The following is a 20043-nucleotide window of genomic DNA, read 5'->3' on the forward strand; positions in this document are numbered from 1 at the left end:
CGGCCTAGTGCTCGCTCGCCCCAATCGCCTGACCGACGGCGCCGACTACCGACAGGTGGTCCGACGCGGACAGCGATGCGGCGGACCGCGACTGATCGTCTCGCTGCTTCCCCGCAGCGATGAGCGGGCACCCCGTTTCGGGTTCATCGTCAGCAAGCAGGTAGGGACCGCAGTGGTTCGCAATACCGTCCGTCGTCGCCTCAAGGCGATCTGTGCGGACCTGCTGAGCGCGATTCCTGAGGGCACGGATGTCGTCATCCGTGCCCTCCCTGCATCCGCCACCGCCGACTTCGGCGATCTTCGCGCCGACGTGGACCGCTGCTTCCGGCGGCTCAGTCCGGTGACGCGATGAGCGCCCTGCCCCAGTACGCCTACGGGAACGCGACGCTGCACCCGAAGGATCTGCTGCGCAGCATCCCCGCGATTCCGCGCAACCTGGTACTCGCCTTCCTCACCGCCTATCGCGCGGTGGTCTCCCCGCTCTATGGGGATGTGTGCAGGTACTACCCCTCCTGTTCCGCATACGCTGTAGGAGCCGTGCAGCAGCACGGTGCCGTGAAGGGGAGCCTGCTCTCCGGATGGCGCATCCTGCGGTGCAACCCCTGGAGCGAAGGCGGCGTCGACGACGTCAAGCCCCACGCTCACTTCCGATACGACCTGACTCCGCACGGATTCGTCGTACCCGCTCGAAAGGACATGAACAGTGGGTCTTGACCTTCTGCTCGCAGCCAGCACGCCGACGCCCACGCCGCCGGCCTCCAGCGGCGGCTTCGACCTGCTCGGCACGATCATGTGGCCGTTCAAGTGGCTCGTCGAGGCGATCCTGGTCGGGTGGCACTGGCTGTTCACCGCATTCGGCATGGAGGCGGCGTCCGGTCTGACCTGGGTTCTGTCCATCGTCGGCCTGGTGATCGTGATCCGACTGGCGGTCTTCCCGCTGTTCGTGAAGCAGATCAAGAGCCAGCGCAAGATGATGGAAATCGCTCCTGAGATGAAGAAGATCCAGGAGAAGTACAAGGGCAAGCGCGATCAGCTCTCCCGCGAGGCGATGAGCCGCGAGACCATGGCGCTGTACAAGAAGCACGGCACGACGCCGATGTCGTCGTGCCTGCCGCTGCTGGTGCAGATGCCGTTCCTGCTCGGCATGTTCTACACGCTGAGCGACGTGGCGAAGCACGCGGTCGCGGGCGTCGGCGGTGTGGGTCTGCTCAACGCTCAGCTGACGCAGCAGTTCTACGATGCGACGCTGTTCGGGGTCGCGCCGCTGCACGTCAGCCTGAAGGATGCCGTGACGACCAAGCCCGATGGTTGGGAGGTCACCGTCACCATCCTGGTGGTCCTGGTGATCCTGATGATCGGCTCGCAGTTCTTCACCCAGCTTCAGCTGATCTCGAAGAACCTGTCGCCTGAGGCCAAGACCGGCCAGGCGTACCAGATGCAAAAGATCATGCTCTACATCCTGCCGTTGGGCTTCATCTTCTCGGGTGTGTTCTTCCCGCTCGGCGTGGTCATCTACTGGTTCATCTCGAACCTCTGGACCATGGGCCAGCAGTTCCTCGTCATCCGTGAGATGCCGACGCCGGGGTCGGAGGCTGCCAAGGAGCGTGAGGAGCGTCTGGCGCGCAAGGGCAAGGCCATCAACTCGCAGGGCAAGATCGTGCCGATCGCGGCGTACGAGGCCGAGCAGCAGAAGATGCTCGAGGATGCGGAGCGCCTGAAGGCCTCGCAGCCCAAGCGTGAGCAGCCGATGAGCAAGAAGCGTGCCAAGAAGAAGGGCGGCAACTCGTGAGCGAAGATCTGAAGAACCACACCGAGACGACGGTGGAGCAGCTCGAGCACGAGGGCGACATCGCCGCGGACTTCATCGAGGAGCTGCTGGACATCGCCGACATCGACGGCGACCTGACGCTCGATGTGCGTCAGGGCCGTGCCTACGTGTCGGTCGAGGCGGACGGTGACGGCCTGTCCGTGATCTCCGCCCCCGACACGGTGCAGGCGCTGCAGGAGCTCACGCGCCTGGCGGTGCAGAGCAAGACCGGCGCGTTCTCCCGGATGATCCTCGACATCGGTGGGTCGCGCGACACGCGCCGCCGGCAGCTCGAATCGCTGGTGGATGCTGCAGTCGCGAAGCTCGACGAGGGTGCCTCGCAGGCGTCGCTGCCGTCGATGTCGAGCTACGAGCGCAAGCTGGTGCATGACATCGTCGCCGATCGCGGGCTCATCTCCGAGTCCTACGGTGAGGGCAACGACCGTCACACGGTGATCCGCCGCGGCTGAGTCTTCGGAAGCCGGACTGCCGGTCGTTGCGGTCGTCGCGAGCGAACCCGGCATCCGGTCATTGAGCGAGTGAAGCGAGACGAAATGCCTTCCACTGATGCAGAGCTCGAGGCCGAGCCGGCTGTCGCCGCCGACCTGTTCGGCGACCGTCTCGAGCTGGCTCGACAGTTCACAGAAAACCTCGCTGATCAGGGAGAACTTCGCGGCCTGATCGGTCCTCTGGAGCTTCCGCGGCTGTGGACCCGGCACGTGCTGAACAGCGCGATCGCGGCGCCGCTGTTCTCGGGATCGGTGGCGGATGTCGGTTCGGGAGCGGGTCTGCCCGGCATCGTCCTGGCCATCGCACGCCCGGATGTGCAGTGGACGCTGATCGAGCCGATGGAGCGCAGGACCGACTGGCTCAGCGAGCAGGTCGACGTACTGGGGCTCGACAACGTGACTGTCATGCGCGCGCGTGGCGAGGACGTCGGCCTCGAGTTCGACATGGTCACGGCTCGAGCCGTCAGCGCGCTGCGCACGCTGGTGCCCGTTGTCGCGCCGCTGGTTCGTGACGGGGGAGAGGTGGCGCTCCTCAAGGGGCAGGGCGCACCGGCCGAGATCGAGGCCGCGCAGAAGGCGCTGCGCAAGTACAAGGTGACCGACGTGCGTGTCGAGGTGCTCGGTGAGGGCGTACTGACGGAGACGACGCGCGTCGTGCGTGGAGTGGTCCGCGCTTCTTAGCAGGGGCCATAGGGGACTGCGGTTGCCTGACCTTCAGTCTTTCCGCGCCCATCACGTGCGGGATCTGCTGCCGTTCTAGCGGGAGAAGAGCGCTCACTTTGCGGCGTCGGTGCCGGATCGAGGTGATGAGTCCTTCGCCGATTTCGACGCGGGCCTCGGACGGCAGGTGGTTGGGACGGACCGCGTCCACGTGGGCTTCGATGGAGCCGGTGCGATTGTGGGACGGATGAATCCGGTCGATGTCACGGCGGGGTCCGCGGGTTTCGGTTGTCGGATCGCCGAGGATTGCGCCGGACAGGAGTCCGTCGGACAGGGGTGGGCATGGCTGCGGTGGTCGAGGGACGCGGCCTCGGGTCCGGCACGATGGATTGTGCGGAGTGACCGTCATGTCGAGCGCCGATACTCCCGCATCCCAGCGCGCTCGGGCGCACGGGCTTCATCGTTTCTCGTGAGCTGGTCCGCATGGGTGGGCCGGCAACATCGTGCTTTTGCGAGGGGCGCTGAGAGGGTCGCCCTTGGTCGGCGGCTTGCAGGACTTGAGGTTGTGTACAGGCGATGGCGGGTCCGCGGGAGGTCCGTCGATGCAGGGCATGTAGCGATAAGCGAGAGGGAAGTGGTGGCTAGGGGCACTTCTTGCGCACACACGAGGATGGGTGGCAGCGTTGCGGCGTGCGTGGGAGTCGGAGATTCACGTGCGCGACGGCTATTGACGAGGCCGTTCACGTGAAACCTGGCGACCGGATGGGGCTGAAGTGGGGTGGTCGGTGGCGTCGAAGTGCCACCAGCGCTGAAGCCAGGATCCCGCGCGGTGCCGCTCGCAGGAGCGTGAAGCGTGTGTTCGCGTGGTGCTGCGGTCTCTCGGAACGAGGAGTGGTGATGTTTCACGTGAAACGGCGGCCGGGGGCGGATGTTCGACATGGGTGTGTTTCGCTCTGCCGCGGCGCACTTCTGCGCCCGTGAACCTTCGGGCGAGCTCGAGCCTGGAGCCGTGATCCTGCAGGGGCGGGATACGAGCACGGCTGCACTTCTCGGCGTTGTCGATTGCAGGAATCTGCGGGACTGGTGGGGCAGCTCATGACGCGGCTGGCATCTGGGTTGCTGCCCGTATGTCTCTTGTACGGACGGTGCCGTGCGGTGGTCAAGGCTGTTTGGCTACCGTGTTCTCCCGGGCTTTGCGCCGATTCCACCCCGTGGTTCTCGCTGGCGGATAGGGATACGCCCACGTCGGTGGCTTCGGAGCTGAGTGCGGCTGAGAACGCACGATGCCGGCGCTGACGGCGCGGGAGCAGATGACACTCTTCGTGCGGAAGGTGTTCAGTTGAGATCTGAGTGCGGCGCTGGCCGACGTGGAACGGGTCGCGGTTCTCCGAGTACGTCATGGTTCCACGTGAAACGCGGTCGCTCGGTCAAGGGCTCTCTACGGGTGCCGCCGCCGACATTCGTGACGGTCGACTGCTCACACGGGGTGATGCCGGTGCACTATCGGCCGTCGTTTCCAGCACGAAGGGGGGGTACTGCATGAAGGGCCTTAGCGTGGTGATCTGCGGGGGGCATTCCGAGCAGCCATCGTCCAGGGGTGCAGTGAGAGATGGTGCACGTGAGGGCGGACACCACGAGGCAGGAGGATTCGCTGGCGCGCGCAAACCCGGGAACGTCGGGCTATGGGGGAGTGCGCAAGGTGTCGACTTGCTGTGGCGCGACCCATGATTGTGCAGGCGTTCGGCGGCCGAGGCGATAGGCCACGCGTGGACCGGAAGAAGGTCTGGTGGGCGCTGACACGCGAGTAGCCATGGGGCCGAGCAATGGCAAGTGCTCTGCTTCACTCGGTGAGAAGTCATGGAGTGACAGATCGTATTGCGGGATGAAGTGCGCGGTTGGGTGTTTGTCGTCGGCGTTTCACGTGAAACATGGTCGACGGGCTGTCGTTCTCACCTCGACTGAGTCGGCGGCCGAGGCGATAGGCCACGCGTGGACCGGAAGAAGGTCTGGTGGGCGCTGACAGTCGAGTAGCCATGATGCCGAGTAATGGCAAGTGCTTTGCTTCACTCGGTGAGAGGTGATGGTGGTGCGCGTCGCTGCAGAAGTCAGTGGGCAAATGCACTGTTGGGCGGTTTTTGGTGGGCGTTTCACGTGAAACATGGTCGACGCGCTGTCGTCCTCACCCCGACGGAGCCGGCGGCCGGGGCGAAAGGCCACGCGTGGAGGAGCGGAAGATCTGTGGGCGCAGATCATCGCTTACCCATGGATCCAAACAATGGCAAATGTTCTGCTCCACTCGGCGAGAGTGATGGTGGTGCGCGTCTCTGCAGAGATCAGGCATGGAGTGACAGACCGTGTTGCGGGTGAAATGCACGTCTGGGCGCTTATGGTCGGCGCTTCACGTGAAACGATGCCGACGCGCTGTCGATCGATCCTGACGGAGTCACGCTGTGGGTAGTTGGTATGTGAGGGAGTGCGGTTGTGGTGCGACGAGCTTGCCGTAAGGGCTCGATGTCTCGGAAGCCGGCAGCGTAGCGGGAACCCTCGAGGGCGTTCAGCTGATGGTTGGGCGACCGGAGCCGGCACTGGCTCTCTCGTCGACGCCGCGGACAGGTGGAGCCTGTCAGTAACTCCTTCGCCAGCGGAGTGGCGTCGCTGACTCGTAGGAGCTGTGTGTCCCACGCGCATCTCACGTCAAGCGAGGGGAGCGCGAGAATCGCTCTCCTCAGTTGTCTCATCCGGGAGAGTGTTACGGGCCCCGCGAGGGGTGTCGGGTATCAGCGATGCGGCAGACCGCTCAGCCGTCCTTGCCCCGGCCGAACTGCCGCCGGTCGTATGTGGCGATCGGTATCCATTGTTCCCTTCGTGTTTCACGTGAAACACGAAGGGAACCCATCGGTCACGACTGGAGGTGGTGGGTGACCGGGTCAGCGTGTGCCATGTGAGGAAGCAGCCTCGCATCCTGTCGTTTAGGTGCGACAGTCCCAGGGACTGCGTTGCGTGTTCTCCGCGGGATGTCCTCATGGACAAGCGGTGACGCCTTGCAACCGTCCTCAGCGGCGTGCCGATGCCCGTGGACCAGCACCGGAGACTCCGATGTTTCACGTGAAACAACATGCAGTGGCAGCGCCGCGATGGCTACGAGCTTGGGTTCGCGCGGCCCACCGGTGATGCGACGTGGCGACACGCACGTCGCCGAGCGGGAAGGGCCGAAGGTCGCGCAGCGGGAGACAGGGGCATGCAGGAGTGCAGGCAACTGTGCTGAGGTGAGGCTCCGGTCTCGTTCGCGTACGAACCGCTGTGTGATTCTGCGCTCGGATGAACGCAATGGCTCGGGTCGGGTCTTTGTCTGTTCCGCGGTGGGGAGGGGGACTTACGACCTTTCGCCTCACTCAAGCTTCTCGACATTGTGCCGCGGGTTCTGGGTGGCGAGGCTTGCTCAGGCCTCGGCGTTGACTGACAAACGCTCGGGCCCCGGTCCGGGTGGAACCAGTGACCTTCCCTACCGGAAACGGCTTCCTCGTCGCTGTTGCCAGTGGCGGAAAGCGAACTCACTCAACCCAGACCGGTCAAGCTCGGCGTCCCACCGTTTCACGTGAAACGGTCGTCCGGGGTGTGTGTCCGGGAGCGAGCCGGAATGAGTGGCTCACCCGTGGCGGACGGGCGAACGTATGAAGTGACGGAGGTATCGCGTCCAGGGAGGTCCGTGAGGGCAACACTCACCAGGCAGGCGAGGAAGGGGTTCGAGATCTGGCTTCCGGAAGGACGCCTTGCGTGCAGAGTAGCTGCCACAGAGCAGTCTGCGTGGTGCGAACTCATGTGCGCGGTGATGGCGCCCTTAGTGCTCAGCGGTTCACGTGAACCTCGGACGTATGCGCTGTGGAGGATTTCACAGAGCCCGGGGTGGTGCGCTGGTACGGTGCCCCTGAGCAACCGCGACAGGCATGCAGCGCCCCACGCGAGCGAAAAGGTCGACCATCCGGCAGGGGCCTGATGTTTCACGTGAAACGTGAGCCTGTGCGCTGCTGAGATCGAGAAGACACCGGGCTCGCTCATGCGGTGGCGTGTTGGGCTGCACTGACCCAATCGGAGGGTAGAACCCAGCGACAGGATGCATGTTTCACGTGAAACTCAGCCTCGGCCCGGGCAGCGATGAAGAGTTCGGTTGCGTCACGCCACAGTCAGCGGCGGCCGCTACTGCCGATCCTTGAGGACGGACCGATACGATGCTCGCGATCCACCAGGAGGGCTCAGCAACCTGGGGCGTAGCGCCCACAGAGAGCGATCCCCGGCCTGATTGACCTCCACCTCTTCGACGCCCACGGCGCTCCGGGCATCCGGGCCCGCAGTTCACGCGAAGCTCGGCTGTGCGAAAGTGTGCTCTCGTGCGACTTCCACGGGCTCGGGAGGATAGGTCCCAGCATGACGGGCGGAGCCGGGGCGTTCGAGCTGAGAGCGAGGTTCCGTCAACAGAGAACCACTGCCGACGGGGCGGACAGTCGACGCAGCGCCATCCACCGCTGTTTCACGTGAAACGCTGGTGACCGACTTGTCCCTGGCGACTCATTTCGATCACCCGTGCTGACGGAAGCGGGAAGGCTTGCACCGCGCTGCGGAGCTCACGAAGGGACGTGGTGATGCTCAACGGCGGCGGAATCCGCCTCCTCACAGGGAGCAGTACCCCGCGAACGACGCCACCCCCGACTGACCCGCGGGTCGACACCTGGAGAAGGCGAGGCGTAGAAACATCGGCTGCGGTTCGACGGACGCGGGACGCGCTTGATGCCGCGAGATACGCAGGAGCGGGCAAAGGTGCCTTCCGTCGTTCCGACGCAGACAGCCGATGTCGACGCGATCCCCGTGTGCATCGCGGAGGAGGAGGGTCCGAGGCGATGACGAATGTCGGCATCGATCAGGAACGGGCGGCCGCGCTCCCATTCGTCCGAGTGTGATTCTGGCGCAACACGTCGCGCCCCGTTCACCGCGCTGAAGTGGCGTCCTCGCGGACATCCATTTCGACATCCGCCCTGTGGAGACCTACCTGTACGCGTCGGGAAGCCCAGGCGGCAGGCGGCCGAGCATCCAATGCCTAGCGCTGGGGGAGCGTGTGAGCGCGGCATGACCGTGCCGCATCAACCTCGCTGCACAGTCCTGCGGATCGGCGCTGCGGTTGCCTGCTGAACCTGCCGGATTCCGCAGAATGACGCGGAACCCTCGCCCTTCCGGTGTGCCCGTCCTTCATCAGCCCAGGCCAGTCGATTAGAGTGGAACACGGTCCCGGAAGGAGTCGATGTTTCACGTGAAACAGTCCGAAAAGGCATCGCCGAACGACGATTTCGGGATGGATACCCCCCTTGCTCGAGAACTTGCAGACCTGTCCTCCCGTAGGCGCGCCCTGGAGGGCGTCACGGTCGAGTTCACCGGTCCCACCCGCGTCTTCACGGTGTCGAACCAGAAGGGCGGCGTCGGCAAGACCACGACGACGGTGAACATCGCGTCGGCTCTCGCATCTCTCGGCGCGCAGGTTCTCGTGATCGACCTCGACCCGCAGGGCAACGCCTCCACGGCCCTCAGCGTTCCGCACTCCGCCGACGTGCTCAGCGTCTACGACGTGCTCATCAACGGCACGCCCCTCGCTGACGTGGTGCAGGTGAGCCCCGAGCATCCGAACCTCCGTTGCGCGCCGAGCACAATCCACCTCGCCGGCGCGGAGATCGAGCTCGTCGCGCAGGTCGCCCGCGAGTTCCGCCTGCGGCGCGCTCTCGAGCTCTACCTCAAGTCGCATCCGACCGACGTCGTCATCATCGACTGCCCGCCGTCGCTGGGACTGCTGACGATCAACGCCTTCACCGCCGCATCCGAGGTGTTCATCCCGATCCAGGCCGAGTATTACGCGCTCGAGGGGCTGAGCCAGCTGCTCGGCAGCATCCAGATGATCCAGCAGCACCTCAACCCCGAGCTTCACCTCTCCACGATCCTGCTGACGATGTTCGACGGTCGTACCCGTCTCGCCCAGCAGGTCGCCGACGAGGTGCGCAATCACTTCCCGGATCAGGTGCTCGAAACCGTGATCCCGCGTTCGGTCCGCGTATCCGAGGCCCCGAGCTTCGGACAGTCCGTCATCGCTTACGATGGGACGTCGGCCGGGGCGATCGCCTATCAGGAGGCAGCTGTCGAGATCGCGTCACGGACGCAGGGTAAGGAGAACTGATGGCGAAGCGCACGGGTCTGGGTCGGGGTATCGGGGCTCTCATCCCCACGACTGATCAGGCCGCCGAGCGGCCGGTGGATGTGTTCTTCCCCGGCGGGTCCAAGACGACCGACGTCGTCGTCGAGATCCCGAAGCCGTCGGCGGGAACCGCGCCGGCGGAGCCGGTCGTCGAGACGCCGGCAGAGGCGGATGCCGCCGACCTGGCCGCCGTCCCCGGTGTGCGCCTCATCCAGGTGAACCCGCTCGACATCGTGCCGAACCCGCGCCAGCCGCGCACCCACTTCAACGAGGACGACCTCGCCGAGCTGGTGCACAGCGTCAAGGAGTTCGGCGTGCTGCAGCCCGTCGTCGTCCGGCGAAACGCCGACGGCGAGTACGAGCTGATCATGGGGGAACGGCGCACCCGCGCCGCGCGTGAGGCCGGCCTCGAGGCGATCCCCGCCATCCTGCGCGAGACCGCTGATGAAGACCTGCTGCGCGATGCGCTGCTCGAGAACCTGCACCGCTCGCAGCTGAACCCGCTCGAAGAGGCCTCCGCCTACCAGCAGCTGCTGGAGGACTTCGGCATCACCCAGGACGAACTGGCCACCCGCATCGGGCGCTCCCGTCCGCAGGTGAGCAACACCATCCGACTGCTGAAGCTGCCCGTCCCGGTGCAGCAGCGCGTCGCCGCCGGAGTGCTCTCCGCCGGCCACGCCCGCGCGATCCTCTCGCTCGAGGATCCGGAGCGAATGCAGCGTCTCGCCGACAAGGTCGTCAATGAGGACCTCTCGGTGCGCGCCACCGAGCAGGCCGCCAAGACGATGCCAGAGAGCACGGAGAAGTCGGTCAAGCCCCAGCCCGGTGCACGGCGCGCCTACCTCGATGAGGTCGGAAGCAAGCTCGGTGACCGCCTGAACACCCGCGTCCACGTCACGCTCGGTGCCCGGAAGGGCCAGGTCAAGATCGATTTCGCCTCGATCCAGGACCTGAACCGCATCCTCGGTGAGCTCGGCGAGGAGGAGTACGGCACGCGCTGACGTCAACCTGACGTTCACGGCCGGTTCACCGGCATCCGCCACGCTGGGCGCATGTCGATCACCACACGTCCCGCGGTTCGTCGTGCCACGACCGCTGCCCTCGCCCTCGCCGTCGCGGGTGCCTCGTTCTTCCTGACACCGGCGGCGCAGGCAGCGCCGAAGTGCCCCACGCCGGCAGGCGGCACGCGTGCGGTGAACATGTGCGCGCAGCCGGGTGATCTGCTCGACGTGCGTATCGGCGATGTGCTGCCCACGCAGCCCTCGCTCGGATACGACGAGGTCTACTACAAGCTCGGTCGCTACACGCTGGGCAAGGACAAGATCAACAAGAAGTTCGACGACTGGTGCGAGGCGAACGGCCAGGGCGAAGCGGCCACGGCCGAGAAGGACGCCAGTCTGCGGGACCCGAGCAGCTTCACCTGTGCGATCCCGCTCGGGCAGGAGACCGCCGAGAGCATTGCCCCCATGAAGACCGTGGTGATCGGCCCCGGCGGGAAGCTCTACCTCACCGATGGGCACCACACGCTGACGTCGTTCTTCGAGCTCGCCGACGGCGGTGCAGACCTGCACGTCCGCCTGCGCGTGCTGGGCAACCTGAGCGGTATGGGCCAGCCTCAGTTCTGGGCCGCGATGCAGCAGAACGGGTGGACATACCTGAAGGATGCCGAGGGCGACGCGATCACGCCGAAGCAGCTGCCCACGTCCGTCGGCCTGGACAACTTCGAGGACGACAGACTCCGCAGCCTGCTCTACTTCGGCCGCGACATCGGATACACCGCCGGCTCCGTGCCCTTCCAGGAGTTCTACTGGGCGGACTGGGTGCGCGAGTCGGGCGTCGTCGACCTGAACGGCTGGGACCGCGACGACAGCGCGAGCTATCTGGACGCGATCGAGCAGCTGACCCGGGCACAGGTGGCGCTGGACAAGGACCTGGTGATCGCGGGTGGTCACACGGCTGGCGAACTGGGGGCACTGGACGAGTGGAACGACGGCAAGGCGGCGACGGGCGGTGAGTTCGCGAAGCTGTCGAAGCCTTATGAGGATGCGAAGCCGGGGAAGCTGGCTTATGCGCTGGAGTTCAAGCAGCTGAACGGGTTGGTGGGAGAGCGCGTCGGCTAGTTCTCTTCGGGGAAGCGGGCGGGGAGATCCCTGCGCTCGCAGAGTGGCGTGGTACGCGGGCGGAGGTGTTCCCTGCGCTCGCAGAGAGGGACCCTCCGCTGGCTGACGCGGGCAAGCCCGCGTCAGCCAGCGGCCCCTCCCTATGCTCGCTCCGGGAACACCTCCGCCCGCTCATGCTTCTGGAGGGCGTGACCTTCCTGTGGAGGAGGTATGGGGTGGTGTCGGTCGGTGCCGGGAGCCGCGCGTCGGTGGGGGCGTTTAGGCTTGAGGGGTGGAACTTCCTTTCCCGCGGCGGGCCAGCCTCGAAGTGCTGAGAGCAGAGGCTGCTGACGAGCGCTCGGTGCTCGTGCATGAGCGCCTACGGTTCGGGGAGGACCCCTGGGAGTTCATGAGCGAGCTGCCCACGACCGACGAGCTCGTCGTGCTGCTGCTGCGCACCGACTGGATCGAGGCCCACGGCGGAAACATCCGCGATCGGGACTGGAACAACGGCGTGCTGCGCCGGATCGCCCTCGAGTACCCGCAGCTGTCGACGACCGTGTGGCAGATGATGCGGCCGGCGTCCACCGGGTCGGCGACACGTCGGCCATGATTCTCGTCGCCCACGATCCCGACTGGCATCGCCGGTTCGAGGAGATCGCGGACGAGCTCCGGCGAGTGGGCGACCGGGACTGGAAGATCGAGCACATCGGGTCGACGGCGGTCCCGGGCATCCGCGCGAAGCCGATCATCGACCTCGCGGTGCGTCTGCACGGCGAGGACGATCTCGAGCATCATCGGCTCGCGCTCGAGGGCCTCGGCTGGCGAATCGGCAGCCGCGTGCGCTCCCACCGCGTGATGGTGTTCGAGACGGACGGCGTGCGCACTCGGATCGCGCATTTCTTCGCCCCGGAGCAGTGGGAGCACGCTCACCAGCGCGTGTTCCGCGACTGGCTGCGGCAGCATCCCGACGACGCCGAGCGCTATGAACGGGGCAAGATCGAGGCATCCGCCGACCCGTCCAGCTACAACTCGGCGAAGACCGAGGTCGTCCAGGAGATCATGGATCGCGCTCGCGCGGCCCGGGGACTGCCCTCGGTCGACGTCTACGACAAGCGCTGACGCACCACATTCCGCAACCGGCATATGACGCTGAAGGCCCGCCCCGCGAACGGGACGGGCCTTCTTTCGTCAGGGCTCAGGAACCCGGGCAGGTCAACCGATGAAGGCGGCCAGATCCTGCTCGAGAGCGAACTTCGGCTTGGCGCCGATGATCGTCGTCTTCACCTCGCCGCCCTGGAAGACCTTCATCGCCGGGATCGACGTGATCTGGTACTTCATGGCCAGCTCGGGGTTCTCGTCGACGTTCAGCTTGAGAATGGTGATCTTCTCGGGGTTCTCGGACTGGATCTCGTCGAGGACCGGCGCGACCATCCGACACGGACCGCACCACGCGGCCCAGAAGTCGACGAGCACGGGGCCATCGGCCTGAAGCACGTCCTGCTCCCAGGTCGCCTGGCTGGTTGCCTTGGCAGTCATGGATTCTCCTTGTTTGAAAAGTTCGTGGAGCGGAATCCGCTCATCGGTCACAACAGCAGGACCCCGCGGAATGTTCCCTGGCTCAGACCGCGACGGGCTCCGCCACCGGCGCACCGTCGGCGAGGTCGGCGAGGAAGTGCTCGGCATCCAGTGCGGCGATGGTGCCGGTGCCGGCCGCGGTGATCGCCTGACGGTAGGTCGGGTCGATCACGTCGCCGGCGGCGAACACACCGCGCTGCGAGGTGCGGGACGACCGGCCGTCGACCCAGATCGTGCCCTCGGACGTCAGGTCGAGCTTGCCGTGCACCAGGTGCGTGCGGGGGTCGTTGCCGATCGCGATGAACAGGCCGTCGAGCGCCAGATCGCTGACCGAGCCGTCGACGGTGGAACGCAGACGCACGCCCGTGGTCTCGGCGTCGCCGAGGATCTCCTCGACCTCGCTGTTCCACACGAACTCGATCTTCTCGTTCGCGAACGCACGCTCCTGCATGATCTTGGACGCGCGCAGCGAGTCCTTGCGGTGGATCACGTAGACCTTCGACGCGAAGCGCGTCAGGAACGTCGCCTCCTCCATCGCCGAGTCGCCGCCGCCGACGACGGCGATCGTGCGCTCACGGAAGAAGAAGCCGTCACAGGTGGCGCACCACGAGACGCCGTGACCGGAGAGGCGCTCCTCGCCCTCGACGCCCAGCTTGCGGTAGGCGGAGCCGGTGGCGTAGATCACCGAGGATGCCTCGTGCTCGGCGCCGCTGCCCAGGACGACCTTCTTGACCGGGCCGTCGAGCTCGAGCGAGACCACGTCGTCGTAGAGCACCTCGGTGCCGAACTTCTCGGCCTGCTCCTGCAGCTTGGCCATCAGCTCGGGACCCTGGATGCCCTCCGGGAAGCCGGGGAAGTTCTCGACCTCAGTGGTGTTCATCAGCTCTCCGCCGACCTCGACCGAGCTGGCGACCAGCAGCGGCTCGAGGTTCGCGCGCGCCGCGTAGATGGCGGCGGTGAACCCGGCGGGGCCGGAGCCGATGATGATGACCTGACGCATGTGCTCTCCCTTGTGACCGCGAACAGCGCAGTCATTCGACTGAACCAATGGTAACCGCGAGACATTCCCCGGGCCCGAGCGATCACCGGGAGGGCAGGAACCTCTTCATGAGGCCCTTGGCGACCTGCATCTCAGGTGCGCGAAGCAGAGCCAGCGCCGCCACGTAGACGATCACGACCACCACGGCGATGATGCCCGAGCCGATCACACCGAGGATCTTGTCGGCGGTCGTCCATCCCGAGACACCGCCGAGCAGCAGGAACACTCCCCAGCCGGCCGCGGCGGCAGGCACGGCGGCGACGAGGAAGCGGACCAGGGCGCCCATCCAGCGCCGCGCGTCCAGCAGGCCGAGCCGGCGGCGCAGCAGCAGCGTCGCGACGATCGTCTGCACGATGCCGGCGAAGGACTGGCCGAGGGCCACCGCGGCGGCGAGCAGCGTGATCGGCAGCACCTCGGTCGCCGACATCCACCAGGCGACGGTCGCGGTCAGAGCGACGAGCACGCACTGCAGCAGCGTGAAGAAGAACGGCGTCCTGGTGTCGCCGTAGGCGTAGAAGGTGCGCTGCACGATGAACAGCACCGCCAGCGGCAGCAGTCCCACGAGGTAGCAGATCAGCACGACGGCCGCGTCCACAGCATCCGACGACGAGTTCGTGAAGACGCGCGACGCCGGCACGGCGGCCGCGACCACTGCCGCCAGCGCGCCGACCAGGAAGAACCCGAGCGTCCGGATGCTGCGCGAGATGTCGGCGCGCACGTCGGCGTCGCGCCCCGCGTGCGCATGCTCGGACAGCTGCGTGAAGTAGGGGGTGCCGATCGAGTGCACGATGATCGAGTACGGCAGCATGAAGATCAGCCAGGCGTTGTTCATGACCGTCAGGGCCGCGCCCTCGCCGGACGCCGCGTTGGCCACCCAGTTCTGGTAGAAGCCGGCCGCCATGCTGGAGAGCGCCATGAGCAGTGTCCAGCTCGCGATGCGTCCGACGTTGCCGAGACCCACGCCGCGCCAGCGGAAGTCGACCTTGAGCGCGAGCCCTGTCTTGCGCCAGAACACCAGCAGGATGCCGGCCTGCACCGCGATACCCGCCGTCGCCGTCCCACCGAGCCAGGCCACCATGTCCGGCGTCCAGTCCGACACGTTCACCAGGTTCTCTCCGAAGACGGCGCCGATGACGAGGAACCCGACGATCGAGATGATGTTGTTCGCGACCGGCGCCCACGTGAACGGGCCGAAGATCCGGCGGGCGTTGAGAGTCTCGCCAACCAGGGCGTAGAGGCCGTAGAACAGGATCTGCGGCAGGCACCAGTACGCGAACGCGGTCGCGAGCGCGAGCTGTGCGACGTTGTCGGCCCTCAGCTGCAGTGAGACCAGCCATGGTGCGGCGATCATCGCGATGCCCGTGGCGGCCACGAGCACCACCGTGCCCAGCGTGAACAGCTTCGAGATGAACGCGTTACCACCGTCGGACTGCGTGCTCGCGCGCACGATCTGCGGCACGATCACCGCCGTCAGAACACCGACCGAGATCAGATTGAAGACGCTGTTGGGCAGCTGGTTCGCGACGGCGAACGCGTCGGCGGCGGCCGACGCATTCGAGCCGATGACACCGACGAGCACGATCGTGCGCACCAGTCCGGTGATGCGCGAGACGAGCGTCCCGGCCCCGAGGATGGCACTGGCGCGTCCGAGACTGCTGCTCACTCCGACTCCTTCTCGGATGCCGGTCCTGAGGCATCCGTGTCTGCGGCATCCGGTCCCGGGGAATCCGCACCTGCGCGCCTGCGGCGGCGCACGGTGCGCCAGATTCCGACACCGAGCAGCACGACGATCACGCCGCCGAGGATGCCGAGGCCGATGCCCTCCCAGTCGGCGCGGACGGTGACGGTGGCCGATGAGGGCGCGCCGATCGGCACGCCGGTCGGACTGGTCAGCCGGAACAGCACCTCGAGCTCGCCGCTGCCCACCCGCGCCTCGACAGGGACGGTGACGCGGGTGTTGCTCGCCGCACCCGCCACGACCGTGGTCTGCTCCTGCACGCTCAGACGCGGGTCCGAGGGCTCGGTGAAGAGCGTCAGGTTCACCGGCCAGGGCAGATCATTGCGGATCCACACCGGCAGGGGAGCGGCCGAGGTGAACAGCTGCACGGGGCCAGGGTCCTGGATTCCGACCGCGCCCAGCGTCTCGACCGTCGCGGAGCGATGCGCGATCACCTGCTTGGGGAACGCCTTCTCGCTGACACCGACGCCGATGACGCGCAGCACCTGGGTGCGCTCCGGCGCGAGCAGTACAAGGGGCTGCTCGAGGATCGTCGAGAACGCGCGCAGCCGGCTCTCATCGTCGAGCATCCCCTGCAGCGATGCCGCGCGGCCCTGCTCGGGGGTGGCGGTGCTCTGCACCTTGACGGGAGTCGCGTCGCGCAGCCCCGCGATGCCGGTGGGTGAGGTCGAGACGGCCGCCAGCGCGGCGTGCAGGTTCTCGGCCGTGCGCTTCTCCGACCGGTCGAGCCCGATCAGCAGGGGACGGTTCGGCGTCGCGGCTGCGGCGAGGAAGAGCTGTCCCTGGGCGGCGGCGATACCGGCGTCGCGGGCGGTCGCGTCGTCGGCTATGACGGCGTCGGAGAGACGCCGGGAGATCGCGTCGTCGACGACCAGCACGTCGCGACCGTCCGCCGTCGCCCGGGCACCGGCGGAACCGGTGAGAACGGTGTCGGGCAGCACGGTGAGCGCGTCATCCCCGAGATACCTGCCGAACATCGCCAGGTCGTCGTCGGTCACGTCGCTGCGCGGCCAGAGGATGCCGGGGGTCGCACGGTGCACCTCGGTGAGCACGGCGTTGTCGGGCAGAGCGGGCTCGGTCTGATCCGGTGTCGGCGTGGGCGTCGGCGTCGGCGTGGCGGCCGCGAAGTCCGAGGGTTTGATCAGCCCGGTCAGGTCGGCGGGGCCGAGCAGGTCGTCCAGCTTCGCGTGGGCCTGCGTCGCCGCATCCGCATCGCCGAACTGCAGTGCGAACCTGTCGTTCGGCAGAGTGTCGAGGCGGGTGAGCCAGTCGATTGCGCTGACGGGCGCCGAGGTCCCGAGCACGCGGATGGCGGCGGGGATCGACGGGTCGATCGCGAGGATCGCGCCGGTGCCGGCCACGCCGTCGAGCTGAGCGGTGAGGGCGCCGGCGGGTGCGGTGAGGTCGGCGAGCTCATCGGCGGTGAGCAGGCTGCCGTTCTTCGGTGTGGCCGTGATCGGCACGAGGACGCTGACCGCCGCGGGCTTCGCCGCCTGGATCACGACCACGCTGCCGGCGCTCGGGCTCCAGGTGCTCAGGTTGTCGCCGACGCCCGTGGTCGCACCGTTGAGCGTCGCACGAAGCGGATACACCCCGGGCGCCAGGCCGGTGAGCGCGGTCGCGGGCACTTCGATGCCGGTCGTGCCGGTCTCTCCCGCGCGCACGGCCTCGGTGGGCTGAGTGGCGAGAGTCTCGAACACGCCGGGGGCGGTGCCGTCGTCGAGCCACGAGTCCAGCGCATCCGCGTCGGTCAGGGCCGTGCGATCGATCGCCAGCGTCAGCACGCCCTCGGTGAGGCGATCCGGGGTGTCGTTGTGCAGCGAGAGGCCCGCGCTGAGCGGAGCATCCGGCAGGATCGCGCCCGCGGGGGCGACCTCCACGGTGACGGTCGGATCCGGTTCGTCGTCAGCTGCCGAGGCCGGGGCGACGGCCGCGGGGAAGGTGAGGAGTGACGCCACGACCGCGACGGCGCCGAGTCGCCCGACGAGCCGCCGTGCGCGCGCGCGGAGGCCGGGAATGGGGGAGGTCGCGGTCATAGGATCTTCCTCGAACGCCGACGGCGCCCGTGAGTGTGCTGCCCCTGATTCTAGGGCGACCGGTTTCGGGAACACTGAAGGCGCGGGGATCACGGAACGCCTTCCATGATCCCCGCGCCTTCATCCAGCGATCTCGGGCGAGCGAGGTCAGGCTGCCGGTACGCGCCCGATCGCCCCGCGCACCGTGGCGACTCGGCGCAGCGCCCAGCCGAAGAGGATCGAGAGCACGCCGATCCCCATCGCGAACGCGGCCACGCCGAAGGAGACGACCGAGGTGAACAGCGACGCTCGCAGGAACGAGGCGTTCATCAGCGTGGCGCGCAGCGGGTCATCCATGTCGAGCTCCGCATAGGTCTTGCCGTCCGACATCTCGAGGGCGTGGTGCTGGATGATGTCGGCCTGCACGTAGGCCGTGAAGGGCCCGGCGACCTGCTGGCCCTGGAAGGCCATCGCGTCGTCGGGAACCGTGATGTTCTCGGCACGCAGCTGTGACGATACGACGACCCAGACGACGATTCCGGCCACGATGAGCAGGATGCCGGCGAGGATGCCCAGCACGCCGATGACCTTGACGGAGCCGAGCCGGCTGGCGGGTGCGGGGGAGCGGTCGGAAGAATCGGCGACCTGATCGGACATTTCGTGCCTCCAGAGGGGGAAGGAATGCTGTCGCGGTCAGCGTACTCAGCAAGCCGCAGATATCTCGGGCGATCGACGGAGAAAATCCGAAGGCGCGTAGAGTGTCGGCCGTGCATCTCGCCCCTCGCCCCGAACCGCAGCTCGCACGCGCTCTCGCCGCCGACCTGGATGCGGCGGACTTCCGCTCCGACCCACTGCGGCGGCTGTGGGGTGAGGAGGCCGACGACGCGCTGGCGCGCGGACTCCGTGAGCCGATCCTTCGCGCGCTCGGCGACGCCGACAGCCCGCTCGCGACGCTGGGCCGGTTCTTCGTGCTCGGGATGCCGCAGCCAGCGCCTGCTCTCGAGCGGGCGCTGCCGCGCCTCGGACTCTCGGGACTGGCATCCCTCGGCCTCGGCGTCGCCGACGGCGACGACGTGCGACCCGAGGTGCTGGTGCGGCCGCAGTCCTTCGTCGACCTCGACGGCGTGGGTGAGTGGTGGATCGCGAGCGACCTCGACGAGGTCGCTCTCGGCGCCGCTCTGCCCGCCGACCACGTGCTCGGCGTGGGCGGAGCATCCCGCACACTCGCCGAGCTGGTCATCCCCGCCCCTGTCGAGCGTGCACTCGACCTCGGCACCGGATGCGGCATCCAGGCCCTGCTCGTCGCCCGGCACGCCGGCCGGGTGGTCGCGACCGACATCTCGGAGCGGGCCCTCGCCTTCGGTGAGCTGAATGCGCTGCTGAACGGCGTCGCGAACATCGAGTTCCGGCTGGGCAGCATGTTCGAGCCGGTCGCGGGCGAGGCGTTCGACCTGATCGTGTCGAACCCGCCGTTCGTGATCACGCCGCGCGCCCAGGGCGTGCCCGAGTACGAGTACCGCGACGGTGGGCTGATCGGCGACGCGCTCGTGGAGCGCTTCCTACGCGCCGCGCCCGCGCATCTCACGCCCGGCGGAGTGGCTCAGCTGCTCGGCAACTGGGAGTCGCGCGGGCGCTCCGGCCTGGAACGGGTGGAGTCCTGGATCCCTGAGGAGCTGGATGCCTGGGTGATCCAGCGCGAGACGCTCACGCCGCTCGGCTACGCCGAGTTGTGGATCCGCGACGGCGGCACGCTGCCGCGGGATGCCGGGTTCACGCCGCTGCTCTCGGCCTGGCTTGACGACTTCGCCGAGCGCGGGGTGACCGCGATCGGCTTCGGGTACGTGCTGCTGCGGCGGCCTGCCTTCCCGGCTCCTGAGCGCCCTTCGGAACCTGAGCGCCCTTCGGACCCTGAGCGCCCTTCGGACCCTGAGCGAGCGGAGCGAGACGAAGGGCGCCCACGAGACGAAGGGCGCCTCCGCCGCTTCGAGCACCTCGCCCAGCCGCTGGCCAACACCGGTCGGGCGCTCGAGGCGGGCCTCGCCGCCCACGACCTGCTGCTGGACGGCCTGCCGGACCGGCTCGTGGTCGCAACGGATGTCACGGAGGCCAGGCATCTCATGCCGGGCGACGACGATCCGACCGTGATCGAGCTGCGTCAGGGTGGCGGCTTCGGGCGGGTCGTGTCCGTCGACTCCGGCCTGGCCGGATTCGTCGGCGCCTGCGACGGCGAGCTCACCGTCGGGCAGATCGTCGGCGCCCTCGCCGACCTGTTCGACGTGCCGCTCACCGACCTGTGGGCCGATCTGGAGCCGCGCATCCGTCGTCTCGTGCGCGACGGCTTCCTGCTGCCCGCGGAATAGCCCGCGGCA

Annotated in this window: 16 protein-coding genes; 11 read left to right on the top strand and 5 right to left on the bottom strand. The window is 67.4% G+C overall.

Going from position 1 to position 20043, the window contains the following annotated elements; all coding sequences use genetic code 11:
* Positions 1 to 7: 7 nt before the first annotated feature.
* The 10 genes from rnpA (at position 8) to ACFVAE_RS10820 (ending at position 12426) form a co-directional block, all read left to right on the top strand.
* Positions 8 to 352 carry a ribonuclease P protein component gene (gene rnpA, locus ACFVAE_RS10775; protein ID WP_378891598.1) on the top strand — a complete coding sequence of 115 codons (345 nt, stop codon included), beginning with the start codon at positions 8 to 10 and terminating at the stop codon, positions 350 to 352.
* Positions 349 to 714, top strand: a complete 366-nt coding sequence (gene yidD, locus ACFVAE_RS10780) for a membrane protein insertion efficiency factor YidD (protein ID WP_378891600.1) — start codon at positions 349 to 351, stop codon at positions 712 to 714. The genes rnpA and yidD overlap by 4 nt, the downstream gene beginning before the upstream one ends.
* On the top strand, positions 704 to 1789 hold the full coding sequence (yidC, locus tag ACFVAE_RS10785) for a membrane protein insertase YidC (RefSeq protein ID WP_378891603.1): 1086 nt from the start codon (positions 704 to 706) through the stop codon (positions 1787 to 1789). Before yidD ends, yidC begins: the two co-directional genes overlap by 11 nt.
* Positions 1786 to 2277, top strand: coding sequence for a protein jag (locus tag ACFVAE_RS10790; protein WP_378891605.1), 492 nt, complete (start codon positions 1786 to 1788; stop codon positions 2275 to 2277). The genes yidC and ACFVAE_RS10790 overlap by 4 nt, the downstream gene beginning before the upstream one ends.
* Before the next feature lie 84 nt (positions 2278 to 2361).
* The gene (gene rsmG, locus ACFVAE_RS10795; RefSeq protein WP_378891608.1) at positions 2362 to 2997 is read left to right on the top strand and encodes a 16S rRNA (guanine(527)-N(7))-methyltransferase RsmG; all 636 of its coding nucleotides are present in this window, start codon (positions 2362 to 2364) and stop codon (positions 2995 to 2997) included.
* 5320 nt (positions 2998 to 8317) lie between these two features.
* Positions 8318 to 9187: a ParA family protein gene (locus ACFVAE_RS10800; protein WP_378891611.1), complete on the top strand. Its 870-nt coding sequence runs from the start codon at positions 8318 to 8320 to the stop codon at positions 9185 to 9187.
* A complete protein-coding gene (locus tag ACFVAE_RS10805; protein ID WP_378891614.1) occupies positions 9187 to 10206 on the top strand; it encodes a ParB/RepB/Spo0J family partition protein in 1020 nt (339 codons plus the stop codon). The genes ACFVAE_RS10800 and ACFVAE_RS10805 overlap by 1 nt, the downstream gene beginning before the upstream one ends.
* 51 nt (positions 10207 to 10257) lie before the next feature.
* Positions 10258 to 11325 (top strand): ParB-like protein, encoded by a 1068-nt coding sequence (locus ACFVAE_RS10810; RefSeq protein WP_378891617.1) that lies wholly within the window; start codon positions 10258 to 10260, stop codon positions 11323 to 11325.
* Positions 11326 to 11596: 271 nt separating this feature from the next.
* Complete coding sequence (locus tag ACFVAE_RS10815) at positions 11597 to 11917, top strand: tryptophan synthase subunit alpha (protein WP_378891620.1); 321 nt, start codon at positions 11597 to 11599, stop codon at positions 11915 to 11917.
* A complete protein-coding gene (locus ACFVAE_RS10820) occupies positions 11914 to 12426 on the top strand; it encodes a GrpB family protein (RefSeq protein WP_378891623.1) in 513 nt (170 codons plus the stop codon). Before ACFVAE_RS10815 ends, ACFVAE_RS10820 begins: the two co-directional genes overlap by 4 nt.
* Before the next feature lie 93 nt (positions 12427 to 12519).
* On the opposite strand, the gene trxA is transcribed toward ACFVAE_RS10820, so the two are convergent.
* From trxA to ACFVAE_RS10845, 5 genes are all read right to left on the bottom strand, one after another.
* The gene (gene trxA / locus ACFVAE_RS10825; protein WP_116241612.1) at positions 12520 to 12843 is read right to left on the bottom strand and encodes a thioredoxin; all 324 of its coding nucleotides are present in this window, start codon (positions 12841 to 12843) and stop codon (positions 12520 to 12522) included.
* 82 nt (positions 12844 to 12925) lie between these two features.
* Positions 12926 to 13882, bottom strand: a complete 957-nt coding sequence (trxB, locus tag ACFVAE_RS10830) for a thioredoxin-disulfide reductase (protein WP_378891626.1) — start codon at positions 13880 to 13882, stop codon at positions 12926 to 12928.
* 82 nt (positions 13883 to 13964) lie between these two features.
* Complete coding sequence (murJ, locus tag ACFVAE_RS10835; protein WP_378891629.1) at positions 13965 to 15584, bottom strand: murein biosynthesis integral membrane protein MurJ; 1620 nt, start codon at positions 15582 to 15584, stop codon at positions 13965 to 13967.
* Positions 15581 to 17695 (bottom strand): DUF6049 family protein, encoded by a 2115-nt coding sequence (locus ACFVAE_RS10840; RefSeq protein ID WP_378891633.1) that lies wholly within the window; start codon positions 17693 to 17695, stop codon positions 15581 to 15583. The genes murJ and ACFVAE_RS10840 overlap by 4 nt, the downstream gene beginning before the upstream one ends.
* Positions 17696 to 17842: 147 nt before the next feature.
* Positions 17843 to 18331: an aromatic ring-opening dioxygenase LigA gene (locus tag ACFVAE_RS10845; RefSeq protein WP_378891636.1), complete on the bottom strand. Its 489-nt coding sequence runs from the start codon at positions 18329 to 18331 to the stop codon at positions 17843 to 17845.
* A 110-nt stretch (positions 18332 to 18441) separates the two neighbouring features.
* On the opposite strand from ACFVAE_RS10845, the gene ACFVAE_RS10850 reads away from it, so the two are divergent.
* On the top strand, positions 18442 to 20034 hold the full coding sequence (locus ACFVAE_RS10850) for a class I SAM-dependent methyltransferase (RefSeq protein WP_378891639.1): 1593 nt from the start codon (positions 18442 to 18444) through the stop codon (positions 20032 to 20034).
* Positions 20035 to 20043 lie beyond the last annotated feature (9 nt).

It is taken from the genome of Microbacterium sp. NPDC057659, from assembly GCF_042799915.1.
Classification (GTDB): Bacteria; Actinomycetota; Actinomycetes; order Actinomycetales; family Microbacteriaceae; genus Microbacterium.